A 15780-nucleotide genomic window follows, 5' to 3' on the forward strand; every position below is an offset into this window, starting at 1 on the left:
CGCTGGTCGTCCTTGGAAGAGGGGGCCAATAATCCATTGGTCCCCAGGAGAACCCCGCATGCTTGCCCGTCGCCGATTCCTGCAGTTCAGTGGTGCCGCCGTTGCTTCCTCGCTCGCCCTGCCGTTGCTGGCACGCGCGGCAGGCGCGACCTCCACCGCCGGCCCGACCGATGCCGCCATCACCGCCGCCCGCGATTTCGCCGCGCTGGAAAAGGCCTGCGCCGGACGCCTCGGCGTCACCCTGCTCGACACCGCCAGTGGTCGCCGCGTCGGCCATCGCCAGGACGAGCGTTTCCCGATGTGCAGCACCTTCAAGAGCATGCTGGCCGCCACCGTGCTCAGCCACGCCGAACGCACTCCCGCCTTGCTGGACAAGCGCGTGCCGGTGCGCGAGGCCGACCTGCTCTCGCATGCGCCGGTGACCCGCCGCCATGTCGGCAAGGACATGACCGTGCGCGATCTCTGCCGGGCCACGGTCATCACCAGCGACAACACCGCCGCCAACCTGTTGTTCGGCGTGGTCGGCGGGCCGCCTGCGGTCACCGCGTTCCTGCGTGCCAGTGGCGATACGGTCAGCCGCAGCGACCGGTTGGAGCCGGAAATGAACAGCTTCGCCGAAGGCGATCCGCGCGACACCACCACGCCGGCGGCGATGGCTGGTTCGCTGCAGCGCGTGGTGCTGGGGCAGGTGTTGCAGCCGGCTTCGCGCCAGCAGCTGGCCGACTGGTTGATCGACAACGAAACCGGCGATGCCTGCCTGCGTGCGGGGCTGGGCCAGCGCTGGCGGGTGGGCGACAAGACCGGCAGCAATGGCGAGGACGCGCGCAACGACATCGCCGTGCTGTGGCCGCGCGCGGGCGGCGCACCGTGGCTGCTGACCGCCTATCTGCAGGCAGGCGCAATCAGCAACGAGCAGCGTGCGCTCGTGCTGGCCCAGGTGGGGCGGATCGCCGATCGGCTGATCGGATGAGGTAACCGGGGTCATTCAGACGCGGCTTGCCGGATCGGTTCGGCGCGCGCATCCTGCGCGCGTTCGAACCCCACGGAAGACCCCGATGAGCCATGAGTTGATCTACCTGCTGCTGATCTTCGCGCTGCTGGTGATCCCGCGCGCGCTGCAGCGCTTCAGCCTGCCCGCACCACTGACCTGCCTGCTGTTCGGCATCATCGGCATGCTGTGGCTGGGCGACCAGGCCCACGATGCTGTGATCGGCCTGCTGGCCACGCTGGGTATTTCCTCGCTGTTCCTGTTCGCGGGCCTGGAAGTGGACCTGCAGGCGCTGCGCCGTGGCATGTGGCCGCTGCTGGCGCACCTGGTGATCCGTAGCGCGACCTTGTTCGGCGTGGGCTGGCTGGCTTGGCGCTATGCGGGGCTTCCCTGGCAGGCCGCGGGCCTGTTGGCGCTGGCGCTGCTGACGCCCTCCACCGGTTTCATTATGGATTCGCTGTCGCGGCTGGGCTTGAGCGAGGACGAGCGGTTCTGGGTGACCAGCAAGGCCATTGCCGGCGAACTGCTGGCGCTGGCCGCATTGTTCATCGTGCTGCAGGCGGGCGATCCGGGCCACATGGCGCTGTCCAGCCTGGCCCTGCTGGCGATGATGGTCGGCCTGCCGCTGCTGTTCATTGCATTGGGACGCTGGGTGGCGCCGCACGCGCCCGGCTCGGAATTCTCGCTGCTGGTGATGGTGGGCATGGTGGCGGCCTACATCACCTACCTGTTGGGCGTGTACTACCTGGTCGGCGCGTTCATCGCCGGGCTGGTCGCGCGCCTGCTGCACCAGCGCATGCCGCTGCTGGCCTCGCACGAAAACCTGCACGCGCTGCGCCTGTTCGCCTCGTTCTTCGTGCCGTTCTACTTCTTCAACGCCGGCACCAAGGTGCCCAGCGAGGCGCTCAGCTTCGAGGCGCTCGGGCTGGGCATCGTGATTACCCTGGTGGTCCTGCCGCTGCGCATCGGCGTGGTCTGGCTGCAGCGCCGGGTGATGTTCGGCGAGAGCTTCCGCAGCAGCCTGCGGGTCTCGCTGGCGCTGGCGCCGACGCTGATCTTCACCCTGGTGCTGGCGGCGATCATGCGCGAGCGCTTCCAGATTCCGGCGGTACTGTTCGGCGCGCTGCTGCTGTATGCCGCGTTGACCACGCTGCTGCCATCGCTGGTGTTCCGCACCCCGTTCGATGTCGATCCGGTGGAACAGGAGCCGGCAGGCGAGGGCGAGGCGGCACCGGTTGCGGCGACCGAAGCGGTGGCGGCAGCACCGCACGCCAAACGCTGAGCAGGCGCGGCGTGCGGTTTGCGCCCATCGTTCATGGCCGTTAGGGTTGGGGCATGAGACTGCCCGCCGTTGCCACCGCCACCGTCCTCCTGCTCAGCCTCGCTGCGTGCACGCAGCGCACCGATACGGTCGCCCATGACCTCGCGACCGCACCGGCCGATGCGTTCTTGGCTGCGGTCGCCGCCCACTGCGGCCATGCCTATGCCGGCAAGGTGGTCGAAGACACGCCGGCCCCGACCGGCAAGGATCCGTTCGCCGGACAGCGCTTGGTGATGCATGTGCGTGGCTGCGCCGATCCAGCACATGAGCTGCGCATCCCGTTCCACGTGGGGGATGACCACTCACGGACCTGGGTGCTGACCCGCACGCCGAACGGGCTGCGCCTGAAGCACGATCACCGCCATGAAGACGGCAGCGCCGACGCGATCACCCTGTATGGTGGCGACAGCACGCCGCCGGGCACCGCCGGGCGCCAGCAGTTCCCGGCCGATGGCGATTCAGTGGCGATGTTCCGTCGGGCCGGCATGCTGGCGTCGACCTTCAACATCTGGGCGATGGAAATCGACCCCGACCAGACGTTCGTCTACGAACTGACCCGCCCGGACGGCCGACGGTTCCGCGTGCAGTTCGACCTGAGCAAGCCGGTCGACCTGCCACCGCCACCGTGGGGTGACGACAAAGCGCCCGCACCGTGATCGCGGTGTCGGATCCCTCCTGCGGAAGGCTCCGACCTGGGAAAGATGGCCGGTAGATCCACGCCATGCGTGGATGCGGGATCCCCGGCCGGAGCAGAGCCCTGGCCATCGGCCAGGGATGCGACCGCAGACTCAACGCACGCCGAAGCGCGCGCGGCAGCCGTTGCTTACCCACACCTGGCCGCGCGAATAGCCCCAGCTGCGGCCTTCCTGGCAGGCACTGCCGGACAGCTGCTGCTGCAGCACCGGTCGGCCCTGGCGTGCATCCCAGTCGCAGGTCTGCGTGCGGTTGTTGTTGCTGCTGCAGGTGACGGAGTAGTTGCGGTCACCGCCGCCCCAACCGCCGCCGCCGCCGCCGCCCCAGCCGCGGGCTTCGGCAAACTCGGCGCGACAGCCGCCGTTGACCCAGACTGCACCGTTGCGCACGCCCCAGGTACGCCCTTCCTGGCAGGGGCTGCCGGACAGCTGGCGGACCAGGCGGGCGTTGCGCCAGCCGACCGGGCAGCTGCGCTCGCGGTTGTTCTGGCTCTCGCAGCGGATGGTCTCGCCGGGGCGGCCGTTGTTGCCGCCCCAGCCGCCGCCATTGCCGCCGCCCCAGCCGCCACGCGACTCGACGAACTCGGCGCGGCAGCCGCCGGTGACCCAGATGGTGCCGTTGCGGCTGCCCCAGGTGCGGCCTTCCTCGCAGGGGCTGCCAGACAACTGGCGGACCAGCTGCGCGCCGCGCCAGCCGGTGTTGCAGACGCGTTCGCGATTGCTCTGGCTTTCGCAGCGGATCACCCCGTCCTGCGCAGAGGCGGACGGAGCGGGCAGGGCGAGGGTGCCCAATGCACCCAGGCTGAGGGTCACGGCCAGGCTGGCCAGGGACAGCGGTTTCATGGCGGCATCCCATACGGTGGCAGGTGTCCGACTATAGGGAGGGAGGCGATCAAGCCGGTGTGACTGGGCGGATTTGCCCCGGCCGGGGCCTCGGCCGCAGAATACGAGGCTTTCCGGCCCCCATCCGGTGCCGGCGTTCTCCAGCGGAGCTTCCCCCCATGCGTACCCACTTCTGCGGCCTGGTCGACGAGACCCTGATTGGCCAGACTGTCACCCTCGCCGGCTGGACCGACGTGGCCCGTAACCAGGGCGGCGTCTGCTTCATCGATCTCCGGGATCATGAGGGCATCGTGCAGGTGACCGTGGAGGTCGACAACGCCGAAGTGTTCGCCGTGGCCGCGTCGCTGGGCTACGAGGACGTGCTGCAGGTGGAAGGCGTGGTGCGCGCGCGCCACGCGGTCAACGACAAGATGCGTACCGGCAAGGTGGAAGTGATCGCCACTGCCATCACCGTGCTGAACAAGGCCGCGCCGCTGCCGTTCCACGCCCACGAGAACCCGGGCGAGGAAACCCGCCTGAAGTACCGATACCTGGACCTGCGCCGCCCGGAAATGCAGCGCATGCAGCGCACCCGCATCAAGCTGGTGCAGGCCCTGCGCCGTCACCTCGACGAAAAGGGCTTCCAGGACATCGAGACCCCGATCCTGACCAAGGCCACCCCGGAAGGCGCCCGCGACTTCCTGGTGCCGGCGCGCATGCATCCGGGCGAGTTCTACGCCCTGCCGCAGAGCCCGCAGCTGTTCAAGCAGATCCTGATGGTGGCCGGCTTCGACCGCTACTACCAGATTGCGCGCTGCTTCCGCGACGAGGCCCTGCGTGCTGACCGCCAGCTGGAATTCACCCAGCTGGACATGGAATTCGCCTTCGTGCGCGAGCGCGACGTGCAGGACTTCGTCGAAGACATGATCCGCGCCATCTTCAAGGAAGTGGTTGACGTCGAGCTGGACGCCAGCTTCCCGCGCATGACCTGGGCCGAGGCCATGCGCCGTTACGGTTCGGACAAGCCGGACCTGCGCATCGCGCTGGAGCTGGTCGACGTGGCCGATCTGGTCAAGGACAGCGAATTTGCCGTGTTCACCGGCCCGGCCAATGATGCCGAGGGCCGCGTTGCCGCGCTGCGCATCCCGGGTGGTGCGTCGCTGTCGCGCAAGCAGATCGACGAGTACGCCGCGCATGCCGCCAAGTACGGCGCCAAGGGCCTGGCCTACATCAAGATTGCCGACAACGGTGAAGTCAGCTCGCCGATCCAGAAGTTCTTCAGCGAGGAATCCTTCGCCGCGCTGGTGGCCCATGTCGGCGCTGGCAACGGCGACATCGTGTTCTTTGGCGCCGGCAGCTACAACAAGGTGTCCGACTTCATGGGCGCGCTGCGCCTGAAGGCGGGCAAGGACTTCGGCCTGGTCGCCGACGGCTGGTCGCCGCTGTGGGTCACTGACTTCCCGATGTTCGAGTGGGACGAGGAAGAACAGCGTTACGTCGCCCTGCATCACCCCTTCACCGCACCGGCCGTGGACGATATCGCCGACCTGCGCGCCAATGCCCGTACCGCCGTCTCGCGCGGCTACGACATGGTGCTCAACGGCAACGAAATCGGCGGCGGTTCGATCCGTATCCACCGTCCGGACATGCAGAGCGCGGTGTTCGAACTGCTCGGCATCGGCGCCGAAGAGGCCCGCGCCAAGTTCGGCTTCCTGCTTGACGCGCTGAACTACGGCGCCCCGCCGCACGGTGGCATCGCCTTCGGCATCGACCGCATCGCCGCGCTGATGGCCGGCACCGATTCGATCCGCGACGTCATCCCGTTCCCGAAGACCACCGGTGCACAGGATCTGATGACCGACGCGCCGTCGCCGATCGTCGACGCGCAGCTGGCCGAAGTGCACATCCAGGTTCGCCCCAAGACCAACTGATCAGGAGATCCAGGCAATGACCGAGTTTGCGTTTTCGCTGGAGTGGGAAAAGCTGGGCAATGAAGGCTCCGAGGCCAACCTGGTCACCGAGCGTGCACGTGTGTTCGGTGGTTGGCTGGTCCGTGTCGGTACCAACCCCTCGGCGATGGCCCTGACCTTCGTCGCCGACGGCGAAGGCCGCTGGGATGGTGAAGACTTCGGCGTCGAGGATTACGAAGACGACGAAGAGGAAGAGGAAGAGTACGACGAGGACGAAGACGAGGAAGGCGAGGAAGAGGACGAAGAAGAGGAATACGAGGACGAGGACGACGAAGCCGCCGAAGCACCGGAAAAGGCTTGACCCACCCTTCGCCCTGACGTCAACTTGCTGCATGTATTCGATCCGCCGCGCCACCGTGGACGACGCGCCGACCCTGTCGGCGCTGGCCGCCCGCACGTTCACCGAAACCTTCGGCCATCTGTATCCGCCGGAGCACCTGCAGGCCTTTCTCGATGAGGCCTACGCGGTCGAGCGCCAGCGCGTGATCCTGGCCCACCCCGATTACGCGGTGTGGCTGCTGGAGCTGGACGGGGAGGCGGTCGGCCATGCCGCCGCCGGCCCCTGTGGCCTGCCGCACCCGGAGGTGAAAGCAGGCGATGGCGAGCTCAAGCGCCTGTACCTGATCAAGACCCAGCAGAGCTGTGGCTGGGGCAGCCGCCTGCTGGAAACCGCGCTGGCCTGGCTGGAACACGACGGCCCGCGCACGCTGTGGCTGGGCGTGTGGTCGGAGAACTTTGGCGCGCAGCGCTTCTACGCCCGCTATGGCTTCGAGAAGGCCGGCGAATACCTGTTCCCGGTCGGCGACACCCAAGATCTTGAGTACATCCTGCGCCGCGCACCGCGCGCTGCCTGACGTTCACCGCCGCTTGCTGCGCGCGCGTGTTCAATCACCGTACGTTCCTGCCCCGCTCACTGCCAGGCTGTCTGCATGACTCCCCCCGTATTGCTGCTGCATGGCATCTGGAATGCCCGCGCCTGGGTCGGGCCACTGGCCTGGCGCCTGCGCGCACGTGGTTTCCAGGTGCACGCATTTGGCTATTCCTCGGTCTTCGGTGGCCCCGACGTGGCAGTGCCGCAGCTGCTGGAGCGGCTGGCCGATGCCGGCCCGCTGTCGCTGGTCGGCCACAGCCTCGGCGGGCTGCTGGCGCTGGAGGCGCTGCGCCGCAATCCGCAGTTGCCGGTGCAGCGCGTGGTCTGCCTGGGCTCGCCGCTGCGCGGCAGCGGCACGGCGCGTTCGTTGTCCGAGCACGGCTGGGGCCTGGCGCTGGGCCGCAGCAGCGAACTGCTGCTGGACGGCTTGCCGGACTGGCAGGGCACGGCCGAAGTCGGGCTGATTGCCGGCTCGGTGCCGCATGGTCTGGGCAGCCTGCTGGGCGCGATCGACGACGCCTCCGACGGCACCGTGGCGCTGGCCGAGACCCGCCTGCCGGGCCTGGCCGACCATTGCGTGGTGCGCACCAGCCACAGCGGCCTGGTGGTGTCGCCCGATGCCGCGCGGCAGACCGCGCATTTCCTGCGCCACGGCCAGTTCGATCACAGCCGCGACGCCGCCGCCGCATAGGGGGAGGGCGGGGGCGCCCTGCAGAGCCGAGCCCATGCTCGGCTGTATTCGCGTTGGGCCCATTGCGCCGAGCATTGGCTCGGCTCTACAACAATACGGCCCTAGACACGGTTGCCGCCCCCGATCAGGTAGAATCCGCGCCTTGATCCTGAAGCAGCCAGACGGTAGCACCCATGGGTAGAGGTCCCTCCATCGAAGCCCGCAAGAACGCGTCCGACGCGAAGCGTGGCAAGATTTTCACCAAGATCATCCGTGAGATCGGCGTTGCCGCGCGCGGCGGTGGAGGCGACCCCAACAACAACCCGCGCCTGCGCACGGCAATGGACAAGGGCCTGGCCGTGAACATGTCCAAGGACGTGATCGAGCGCGCCATCAAGAAGGCCACCGGTGAACTGGAAGGCGTCGATTACGAGGAAATCCGCTACGAGGGCTACGCCCCGGGTGGCGTGGCCGTGATCGTGGACTGCCTGACCGACAACCGCGTGCGCACCGTGGCCGACGTCCGCCATGCGTTCAGCAAGTGCGGCGGCAACATGGGCACCGAAGGCTCGGTGGCCTTCATGTTCAAGCGCTTGGGCGTGCTCAGCTTCGCTCCCGGCGCCGACGAGGATGCCATCACCGAAGCAGCCATCGAGGCCGGTGCCGATGACATCGTGGTCTATCCGGACGATGGCTCAATCGATGTGGTCACCAGCCCTGACGCGTTCAACGCGGTCAAGGACGCAATGACCGCTGCTGGCCATGTCGCCGATCACGCCGAGATCACCTTCCGCGCCGACAACGACATCAAGGTCGAGGGCGACGTCGCCCTGCAGGTCAAGAAGCTGCTGGACATGCTCGAAGACCTGGACGACGTGCAGGACGTGTATTCCAACGCCGAACTTGGCGCCGACGCCTACGCCTGAGCCGTCTTCGACGGCCTGGGCGCGGGCCGTTGAACGGTCACCGCGGACAGTCATGAGCCCATACGCCTGCCAGCGCACTCCGTTCCGCCCCGCCAGGAGCGCCGCATGACCCGCATCCTCGGCATCGACCCCGGTTCGCAGCGGACCGGGGTCGGCATCATCGATGTCGACGCCGCCGGCCGCGTCAGCTACGTGCACCACCAGCCGCTGGTGCTGCTGGGCGCCGACGACTTCCCGCAGCGCATGAAACTGCTGGTGCTGGGCCTGGCCGAGCTGTGCCGCGAGTACCAGCCGCACGAAGTGGCCATCGAAAAGGTGTTCATGGCCCGCAACCCGGACTCGGCGCTGAAGCTGGGCCAGGCCCGTGGCGCGGCGATCTCCGCCGTGGTGCTGCGCGACCTGCCGGTGCACGAATATGCCGCCAGCGAGATCAAGCTGGCCGTGGTCGGCCGCGGTGGCGCCGAAAAGCAACAGGTTCAACACATGGTCGGGCTCATGCTCAACCTGAAAACCAAGCTGCAGGCCGACGCGGCCGACGCGTTGGCGGTGGCGATCACCCATGCCCACGTAAGGGCAACGGCCAACCGCCTGGGGCTCAGTGCCCGCCAGGCGTGGGGCCGCAAATGAGGAGCTGCACGCAATGATCGGTCGACTGCGCGGCATCGTCGCCTACAAGGCGCCGCCGTGGCTGGTGGTGGACGTGAACGGAGTGGGCTACGAGCTGGAGGCGCCGATGAGCACCTTCTACGACCTGCCCGAGCTCGGTCGCGAGGTCACCCTGTATACCCATTACGCGCAGAAGGAAGACAGCGTCTCGCTGTACGGCTTCCTGCGCGAGGGCGAGCGGCGCCTGTTCCGCGACGTGCAGAAGGTCAGTGGCATCGGCGCGAAGATCGCGCTGGCCGTGCTGTCCGGCGTCACCGTCGAAGAATTTGCGCGCATGGTCCAGGCCGGTGACATCACCGCGCTGACCCGTATCCCGGGCATCGGCAAGAAGACCGCCGAGCGCATGGTGCTGGAGCTGCGCGACCGTGCGGCGCAGTTCGGTGCCGGCGGCGCGCTGCCCACCGGCAGTGGCCCGGCCCCGGCCGACCCGCTGTCCGATGCCACCGTGGCGCTGCAGCAGCTGGGCTACAAGCCGGCTGAAGCCGCCCGCATGGCCCGCGACGCTTTCAATGAAGGCGATGAAGTGGCCACCGTGATCCGCAAGGCGCTGCAGTCGGCGCTGCGCTGATCCGCCTTCCTTTCCTTCAACACACCGCCTGAGCTTCGCCAGGAGTCCCATGTCCAGCAGTCAAACCCCGCACGCAGCTGCCCCCGGCGGCCACGGTCACGCTCCTCCAGCCGGAGGCATGGCGCTGATCATCGGTGCGATCGGCGTGGTCTTCGGCGATATCGGTACCAGCCCGCTGTACACCCTGAAGGAGGCGTTCTCGCCGCACTACGGGCTCAACAGCGACCACGACACCGTGCTGGGCGTGCTGTCGCTGGCGTTCTGGGCGCTGAACATCGTGGTCACCCTGAAGTACGTGACCATCATCATGCGCGCCGACAATGATGGCGAGGGTGGCATCATGGCGCTGATGGCGCTGACCCAGCGCACGCTGCGCAACGGCTCGCGCTCGGCGTATGTGGTGGGCATTCTCGGCATCTTCGGCGCCTCGCTGTTCTTCGGCGACGGCGTGATCACCCCGGCCATTTCCGTGCTGGGCGCGGTTGAAGGCCTGGAGGTGGCGGCCCCCGGGCTGCATGCCTTCATCGTGCCGATCACCGTGGTGGTGCTGCTGATGGTGTTTGCCGCGCAGCGCTTCGGCACCGAGAAGATCGGCAAGGCGTTCGGCCCGATCACCTCGGTCTGGTTCATCTCGCTGGCAGCGATCGGCATCTACAACATCGTCGACGCGCCGGAAGTGCTGAAGGCGTTCAACCCCTGGTGGGCGATCCGCTTCTTCATGGAGCACAGCTGGCACGGCATCTTCATCCTCGGTGCGGTGGTGCTGGCGGTGACCGGTGGCGAAGCGCTGTACGCCGACATGGGCCATTTCGGCGCCAAGCCCATCCGCCACGCCTGGTACTTCTTCGTGCTGCCGTGCCTGGTGCTGAACTACCTGGGGCAGGGCGCGCTGGTGCTCAACCATCCGGAGGCGCTGAAGAACCCGTTCTTCGAAGCAGTGCCGTCGTGGGCGCTGTACCCGATGATCATCCTGGCCACGATGGCGGCGGTGATCGCCTCGCAGTCGGTCATCACCGGTGCGTTCTCGGTCTCGCGCCAGGCCATGCAGCTGGGCTACATCCCGCGCATGCGCATCAAGCACACCTCGCACGACACCATCGGCCAGATCTACATCCCGGGCATCAACTGGGGCATCGCAGTGATGGTGATCGGCCTGGTGCTGGCCTTCCGCAGCTCGTCCAACCTGGCCGTGGCCTACGGCATCTCGGTGTCGGCCACCATGCTGATCGACACCCTGCTGCTGGCCCTGGTCGCCCGCTCGCTGTGGCCCAAGGCGCGCGCCTGGATCCTGCCGCTGTGCGTGGTGTTCTTCATCATCGACCTTGGCTTCGTCATCGCCAACGGCGCCAAGCTGCTGCAGGGCGCCTGGTTCCCGGTGGTGCTGGGCATCTTCCTGTTCACCATGATGCGCACCTGGCGCCGCGGCCGCGAGCTGCTGCGCGATGAAATCCGCAAGGACGGCATCCGCCTGGATACCTTCCTGCCGGGCCTGATGCTGGCCCCGCCAGTGCGCGTGCCGGGCACCGCGGTGTTCCTCACCGCTGACCCGAGCGTGGCGCCGCATGCGCTGATGCACAACCTCAAGCACAACAAGGTGCTGCACGAGCGCAACGTGTTCCTGCACGTGGTGACCCTGCCCGTGCCGTATGCGCCGGAGGGGCAGCGGCTGAAGATCGAATCGGTCGGCGACGAGTTCTATCGCGTCTACGTGCGTTTCGGCTTCATGGAAACGCCGGACGTGCCGCTGGCGCTGATGCGCTCGTGCGACCACGGCGGCATCTACTTCGACCCGATGGACACCACCTTCTTCGCCAGCCGCGAGACCATCGTCGCCACCGCCAACCGCGGCATGCCGATCTGGCGCGACAAGCTGTTCGCGCTGATGCATCGGAATGCCGCGCCGGCCACGGGCTTCTTCCGGATTCCAGGCAACCGTTTGGTCGAGCTGGGCGCGCAGGTGGAGATTTAATCTCCACCTGCGCTACGCCCCACGATTTGCTACGCAAACCGCGGGCCCCGCGCGCATTCCACCTTATCCCCCCGCCTGTCGGCGCGCCCCCTTGAACAACAAGGGGGCTCCACTTGCGGAGATGCCGCGCGCCTGAGGCTGAGCCCACTCTCCTCCACTGTCCCATCCAGGCATGGCGTGGATCTACCGTGTCGACCAAGGTCGACACCCACCAACAGATCGCGGCGATCTGTCGAAGGCGGGATGGGTCCGGTTGAGGGGGTGTGAGCGGCATGGATGCCGCGACCAAGCCCCCAGGGATGGGTTCACGGCGTCCCCCTCAACCGGACCCACCCCGCCATTTCACGGAACGCCTGCCTTTGCTTCGGCCTTTGACGTTGCCGTTGCCTCTGCGGGTGCCGGGCGCAGCCCGGCCGAAACCCGTACTTTTGCCGCATAATCAGCACATGACCGACGACCGCATCATCGGCGCCGGCGCCACCCGCGAGGATGACGCCGCCGACGCCAGCATCCGCCCCAAGCGCCTTGCCGACTACCTTGGCCAGGCCCCGGTGCGCGAGCAGCTGGAGATCTACATCGAAGCGGCCAAGGCCCGTAGCGATGCGCTCGACCACGTGCTGATCTTCGGCCCGCCGGGCCTGGGCAAGACCACCCTCAGCCACGTCATCGCCAACGAGCTGGGCGTGGCGCTGCGGGTCACCTCCGGCCCGGTGATCGAGAAGGCCGGCGACCTGGCCGCGCTGCTGACCAACCTGCAGCCGCACGATGTGCTGTTCATCGACGAGATCCATCGCCTGTCGCCGGTGGTGGAAGAAGTGCTGTACCCGGCGATGGAAGACTTCCAGATCGACATCATGATCGGCGAGGGCCCCGCGGCGCGCTCGATCAAGATCGACCTGCCGCCGTTCACCCTGATCGGCGCCACCACCCGCGCAGGCCTGCTGACCGCGCCGCTGCGCGACCGCTTCGGCATCGTCCAGCGCCTGGAGTTCTACAGCGTCGAAGAGCTGACCCGGATCGTGCGCCGCTCTGCCGCCATCCTGGGCATCGACTGCACTGCCGATGGCGCCGGCGAGATCGCGCGCCGCGCGCGGGGTACCCCGCGTATCGCCAACCGCCTGCTGCGCCGCGTGCGCGACTACGCCCAGGTAAAGGCCGGTGGCCACATCGACGAGCCCGTGGCCCAGGCAGCCATGAAGATGCTCAAGGTCGACCCGGAAGGCTTCGACGAGCTCGACCGGCGTCTGCTGAAAACGATGGTGGACTACTTCGACGGTGGCCCGGTCGGTATCGAATCGCTGGCTGCGGCGCTGTCCGAAGAGCGCGGCACGCTGGAAGACGTGGTCGAGCCGTACCTGATCCAGCAGGGTTTCCTGGTGCGCACCGCGCGCGGCCGCATGGCCACCCACAAGGCCTACCGGCACATGGGCCTGAAGCCGAAGAACCCGCCGCAGGACCTGTTCGCGGAGGTTCCCGATGTCGGTTGAGCCGCGATTCAGTTGGCCGACACGCATTTACTGGGAAGATACCGACGCAGGTGGCGTGGTCTACCACGCCCGCTACGTGGCCTTCATGGAACGGGCCCGGACCGAATGGATGCGTGCGCTGGGCTACGGCCAGGAGCGCATGCGCGCCGAGCACGGGATGGTCTTCGCGGTGCGCTCGATGCAGATGGATTTCATCAGGCCGGCACGGCTGGATGACACCCTGCAGGTGAGCGCCCGCCTGGTCCAGCTGAAGAAGGCCAGCATGGTCTTCGACCAGCAGATCCTGCGCGACGGCGAGCTGCTGCTGTCGGCACAGGTCCGCATCGCCGCACTGGAAGCGGCCAGTTTCCGCCCGCGTGGCATGGACGACGCCGTCCTTGCCGTGCTGCAACCCCACCTCCACCCCGAATCCGAACTTTGAGGAACAACGGATGATCGCAACGCTCCTGGCCCTGCAGGCCACGGTCACCGAGGCACTGCCGGCCGATGTCAGCAACGCCGCGACCCAGACCCTTGCCCAGGCCACCACCGGCGGCGGGATCAACTACCTCGAACTGATGGCCAAGGCCAGCCTGCCGGTGAAGATCATCGTGCTGTTGCTGCTGGTCGGCTCGTTCGTCAGCTGGGTGATCATTTTCCGCAAGGCCCGCGTGTTCAAGCAGGCCACCCGTGAAGCCGACGAATTTGAAAACCGCTTCTGGTCCGGCGCCGACCTGGGCAAGCTGTACAGCTCGGCCACCGACCGCAGCCGCAATGTCGGCGGCCTGGAAGCGATCTTCGAAGCCGGTTTCCGCGAATACACCCGCCTGCGCGACAAGCGCCGTCTGGATGGTCGTGCGCAGCTGGAAGGCGCGCAGCGTGCCATGCGTACCACCTATACCCGCGAAGTGGACCAGCTGGAGCGCAATCTGGAACTGCTGGCCAACATCGGCTCGACCGCGCCGTACGTGGGCCTGGTCGGTACCGTGTTCGGCATCATGGTGACCATGCACGACATGATCAGCAGCGGTGCGCAGGCCGGTATCGCCGCCGTCGCCCCGGGCATCTCCGAAGCCCTGTTCGCCACCGCCATCGGCCTGTTCGTGGCGATTCCGGCGGTGTGGGCCTACAACCGCTTCACCACCCGCGTGGAGCGCATGTCGGTGCGGTTCGAGACCTTCGCCGAAGAGTTCAGCTCCATCCTGCAGCGCCAGAGCGCTGGCGACGAGTAAGCGCCTGACCCGGGAGTCCAAGCCATGTCCGCTGCCATCGGTCGCCGCAAGCGCCGCAAGCTGAAATCGGAAATCAACGTCGTTCCCTACATCGACGTCATGCTGGTGCTGCTGATCATCTTCATGGTCACCGCGCCGCTGCTCACCCTGAGTTTCGACGTCGATCTGCCGCAGTCCAACGCCAAGGCGCTGGAAAGCAAGCAGGATCCGGTGATCGTCTCGGTGCGCCAGGACGGCCAGCTGAGCCTGAAGCTGCCCGACGCCAAGGAACCGGCTGCGGTGTCGGCCGAGGAACTGGAAGGGCGCCTGGCCGGCATCGTCGCCCAGGACAAGGGCGTGCGCGTGATCGTCGCCGCCGACCGCGCCGTGGCCTATGACAAGGTCATCGCCGCCATGGATGTGATCAAGCGCGCCAAGGTAGACAAGGTAGGCCTGGCCACCGATGCACGCTGACGCCCTGCCACCCCCGCAGCAGCGCGAACCCGGCTGGGGCCTGCCCCTGGCGCTGGCGGTGCTGGTGCATCTGCTGGTCGCGCTGATCTTCATCGGCGCCTGGCTGTGGTCGCCCGAACGCAACACCGATGCCGCCGCCGGCGACCCGTCGGTCGAGGCCAGCCTGGCGCTGTCCGCGTCCGAGGCCGCCGCCGCACGCCAGGCGCTGCGCCAGTCGGAAAAGCTGGAAGACCTGCCGCCGCCGGTGGCCGAGCCGATCCCGGTGCCCGAAGACACCGTGCCGCCGCCGCAGCCGATTCCCGAACCGCGCCCGCAGGACGCGCCGACGCCGCAGCAGCAACAGGCGCAGGAGCGTGTGGCCCAGCCGGACACCAAGGACCAGGAAGCGGTCAACGCACTGGCCATCTCGCAGGAGAAGGCCAAGCAGGAACAGGAAGCCAAGCGCCGGCAGGAGCAGATCGACCTGACCGAACGCAAGCGCCAGGAAGAAGCCGAGCAGAAGCTGCGCCTGGCCAAGCAGCAGGAAGAAGACGCCAAGAAGAAGCTGGCCGAACAGGCGCGCCAGGCTGCGGACAAGGCCGAGGCCGAGAAGCAGAAGAAGATCGCCGAGATCCGTGCCAAGCGCGAGCAGGCCGAGAAGGAAGCCAAGCTGGCCGAGCAGAAGCTGCGCCAGGTGGCTGCCGCGCGCAATGCGGCGGGTACGGCCGCTGCCGGCGCCAGTGGTGCCGCGCAGCCAGCGGCCGGCGGCGGCGGCAACAGCGACGATCTTTCGGCCAAGTACGCCGCAGCGATCCAGGCCAAGGTGCTGTCGCAGTGGGTGCGTCCGGATACGGTGCCGCTGGGCCAGCGCTGCCAGATCACCATCACCCAGATCCCGGGTGGCACGGTGATGCAGGCCAAGGTCAGCCCGAGCTGCCCGTACGACGAGGCTGGCAAGCGCTCGATCGAGGCCGCCGTGCTCAACGCGCAGCCGCTGCCCTACCGCGGCTTCGAGTCGGTGTTCGCACGCACGCTCAACTTCACCTTTACCGCCCAGGATCGCTGAGGCAGGGCAGGGCAACCGTCCGGTCGCCCCTGCCCAAGCCACCCCAAGGTGGCCGCGACGTTAACGGTGCGTGACAACACGGGCTGGAACTGACCCGGAATTCACGTACCCTTGGTTCATG

Annotated in this window: 17 protein-coding genes; 16 read left to right on the top strand and 1 reads right to left on the bottom strand. The window is 67.6% G+C overall.

Going from position 1 to position 15780, the window contains the following annotated elements; all coding sequences use genetic code 11:
- The first annotated feature begins 58 nt into the window (after positions 1-58).
- From blaL2 to QZ853_RS10645, 3 genes are all read left to right on the top strand, one after another.
- Positions 59-970 (top strand): L2 family extended-spectrum class A beta-lactamase, encoded by a 912-nt coding sequence (blaL2, locus tag QZ853_RS10635; protein ID WP_295572838.1) that lies wholly within the window; start codon positions 59-61, stop codon positions 968-970.
- Positions 971-1055: 85 nt separating this feature from the next.
- Positions 1056-2270 (top strand): cation:proton antiporter, encoded by a 1215-nt coding sequence (locus QZ853_RS10640; RefSeq protein ID WP_295572841.1) that lies wholly within the window; start codon positions 1056-1058, stop codon positions 2268-2270.
- Between the two features lie 53 nt (positions 2271-2323).
- Positions 2324-2965 (top strand): hypothetical protein, encoded by a 642-nt coding sequence (locus tag QZ853_RS10645; protein WP_295572844.1) that lies wholly within the window; start codon positions 2324-2326, stop codon positions 2963-2965.
- A 132-nt stretch (positions 2966-3097) separates the two neighbouring features.
- Here the strand turns inward: QZ853_RS10645 and QZ853_RS10650 are convergent, their stop codons facing one another.
- Entirely contained in the window at positions 3098-3844 is a 747-nt protein-coding gene (locus QZ853_RS10650; RefSeq protein WP_295572847.1) for a DUF3011 domain-containing protein, read from the bottom strand.
- A 158-nt stretch (positions 3845-4002) separates the two neighbouring features.
- Here QZ853_RS10650 and aspS point away from each other — a divergent pair, with 158 nt between their 5' ends.
- From aspS to tolA, 13 genes are all read left to right on the top strand, one after another.
- The gene (gene aspS, locus QZ853_RS10655) at positions 4003-5754 is read left to right on the top strand and encodes an aspartate--tRNA ligase (protein ID WP_295572850.1); all 1752 of its coding nucleotides are present in this window, start codon (positions 4003-4005) and stop codon (positions 5752-5754) included.
- Positions 5755-5770: 16 nt separating this feature from the next.
- Complete coding sequence (locus QZ853_RS10660) at positions 5771-6094, top strand: DNA primase (RefSeq protein ID WP_295572853.1); 324 nt, start codon at positions 5771-5773, stop codon at positions 6092-6094.
- Positions 6095-6125: 31 nt separating this feature from the next.
- Positions 6126-6647: a GNAT family N-acetyltransferase gene (locus QZ853_RS10665; RefSeq protein WP_295572856.1), complete on the top strand. Its 522-nt coding sequence runs from the start codon at positions 6126-6128 to the stop codon at positions 6645-6647.
- 75 nt (positions 6648-6722) lie between these two features.
- Positions 6723-7355, top strand: coding sequence for an alpha/beta hydrolase (locus tag QZ853_RS10670; RefSeq protein ID WP_295572858.1), 633 nt, complete (start codon positions 6723-6725; stop codon positions 7353-7355).
- A gap of 173 nt (positions 7356-7528) precedes the next feature.
- Positions 7529-8260 (top strand): YebC/PmpR family DNA-binding transcriptional regulator, encoded by a 732-nt coding sequence (locus tag QZ853_RS10675; RefSeq protein ID WP_295572860.1) that lies wholly within the window; start codon positions 7529-7531, stop codon positions 8258-8260.
- Positions 8261-8365: 105 nt separating this feature from the next.
- A complete protein-coding gene (ruvC, locus tag QZ853_RS10680) occupies positions 8366-8887 on the top strand; it encodes a crossover junction endodeoxyribonuclease RuvC (RefSeq protein WP_295572862.1) in 522 nt (173 codons plus the stop codon).
- A gap of 13 nt (positions 8888-8900) precedes the next feature.
- Positions 8901-9494, top strand: coding sequence for a Holliday junction branch migration protein RuvA (gene ruvA, locus QZ853_RS10685; protein ID WP_010481591.1), 594 nt, complete (start codon positions 8901-8903; stop codon positions 9492-9494).
- A gap of 118 nt (positions 9495-9612) precedes the next feature.
- Positions 9613-11463, top strand: a complete 1851-nt coding sequence (locus QZ853_RS10690) for a potassium transporter Kup (protein ID WP_295572864.1) — start codon at positions 9613-9615, stop codon at positions 11461-11463.
- A gap of 446 nt (positions 11464-11909) precedes the next feature.
- Positions 11910-12950 (top strand): Holliday junction branch migration DNA helicase RuvB, encoded by a 1041-nt coding sequence (gene ruvB / locus QZ853_RS10695; RefSeq protein ID WP_107231780.1) that lies wholly within the window; start codon positions 11910-11912, stop codon positions 12948-12950.
- Positions 12940-13371 carry a tol-pal system-associated acyl-CoA thioesterase gene (gene ybgC, locus QZ853_RS10700; RefSeq protein WP_295572866.1) on the top strand — a complete coding sequence of 144 codons (432 nt, stop codon included), beginning with the start codon at positions 12940-12942 and terminating at the stop codon, positions 13369-13371. The genes ruvB and ybgC overlap by 11 nt, the downstream gene beginning before the upstream one ends.
- Positions 13372-13381: 10 nt before the next feature.
- Positions 13382-14161, top strand: a complete 780-nt coding sequence (gene tolQ / locus QZ853_RS10705) for a protein TolQ (RefSeq protein WP_006438802.1) — start codon at positions 13382-13384, stop codon at positions 14159-14161.
- A 24-nt stretch (positions 14162-14185) separates the two neighbouring features.
- Positions 14186-14614 (top strand): protein TolR, encoded by a 429-nt coding sequence (gene tolR, locus QZ853_RS10710; RefSeq protein WP_008265776.1) that lies wholly within the window; start codon positions 14186-14188, stop codon positions 14612-14614.
- The gene (tolA, locus tag QZ853_RS10715) at positions 14604-15659 is read left to right on the top strand and encodes a cell envelope integrity protein TolA (RefSeq protein ID WP_295572869.1); all 1056 of its coding nucleotides are present in this window, start codon (positions 14604-14606) and stop codon (positions 15657-15659) included. Before tolR ends, tolA begins: the two co-directional genes overlap by 11 nt.
- The last annotated feature ends 121 nt before the right edge of the window (positions 15660-15780 follow it).

The sequence above is a fragment of the uncultured Stenotrophomonas sp. genome (genome assembly GCF_913778665.1).
Lineage (GTDB): Bacteria > Pseudomonadota > Gammaproteobacteria > Xanthomonadales > Xanthomonadaceae > Stenotrophomonas.

Excerpts from the sequence above, each read along its gene's own strand:
- QZ853_RS10645 (WP_295572844.1), top strand. The coding sequence starts at position 2,324 with ATGAGACTGCCCGCCGTTGCCACCGCCACCGTCCTCCTGCTCAGCCTC.
- QZ853_RS10650 (WP_295572847.1), bottom strand. The coding sequence starts at position 3,844 with ATGAAACCGCTGTCCCTGGCCAGCCTGGCCGTGACCCTCAGCCTGGGT.
- blaL2 (WP_295572838.1), top strand. The coding sequence starts at position 59 with ATGCTTGCCCGTCGCCGATTCCTGCAGTTCAGTGGTGCCGCCGTTGCT.
- QZ853_RS10660 (WP_295572853.1), top strand. The coding sequence starts at position 5,771 with ATGACCGAGTTTGCGTTTTCGCTGGAGTGGGAAAAGCTGGGCAATGAA.
- ruvA (WP_010481591.1), top strand. The coding sequence starts at position 8,901 with ATGATCGGTCGACTGCGCGGCATCGTCGCCTACAAGGCGCCGCCGTGG.
- QZ853_RS10670 (WP_295572858.1), top strand. The coding sequence starts at position 6,723 with ATGACTCCCCCCGTATTGCTGCTGCATGGCATCTGGAATGCCCGCGCC.
- tolA (WP_295572869.1), top strand. The coding sequence starts at position 14,604 with ATGCACGCTGACGCCCTGCCACCCCCGCAGCAGCGCGAACCCGGCTGG.
- ruvB (WP_107231780.1), top strand. The coding sequence starts at position 11,910 with ATGACCGACGACCGCATCATCGGCGCCGGCGCCACCCGCGAGGATGAC.
- QZ853_RS10665 (WP_295572856.1), top strand. The coding sequence starts at position 6,126 with ATGTATTCGATCCGCCGCGCCACCGTGGACGACGCGCCGACCCTGTCG.
- QZ853_RS10640 (WP_295572841.1), top strand. The coding sequence starts at position 1,056 with ATGAGCCATGAGTTGATCTACCTGCTGCTGATCTTCGCGCTGCTGGTG.
- ybgC (WP_295572866.1), top strand. The coding sequence starts at position 12,940 with ATGTCGGTTGAGCCGCGATTCAGTTGGCCGACACGCATTTACTGGGAA.
- QZ853_RS10675 (WP_295572860.1), top strand. The coding sequence starts at position 7,529 with ATGGGTAGAGGTCCCTCCATCGAAGCCCGCAAGAACGCGTCCGACGCG.
- QZ853_RS10690 (WP_295572864.1), top strand. The coding sequence starts at position 9,613 with ATGGCGCTGATCATCGGTGCGATCGGCGTGGTCTTCGGCGATATCGGT.
- tolR (WP_008265776.1), top strand. The coding sequence starts at position 14,186 with ATGTCCGCTGCCATCGGTCGCCGCAAGCGCCGCAAGCTGAAATCGGAA.
- aspS (WP_295572850.1), top strand. The coding sequence starts at position 4,003 with ATGCGTACCCACTTCTGCGGCCTGGTCGACGAGACCCTGATTGGCCAG.
- tolQ (WP_006438802.1), top strand. The coding sequence starts at position 13,382 with ATGATCGCAACGCTCCTGGCCCTGCAGGCCACGGTCACCGAGGCACTG.
- ruvC (WP_295572862.1), top strand. The coding sequence starts at position 8,366 with ATGACCCGCATCCTCGGCATCGACCCCGGTTCGCAGCGGACCGGGGTC.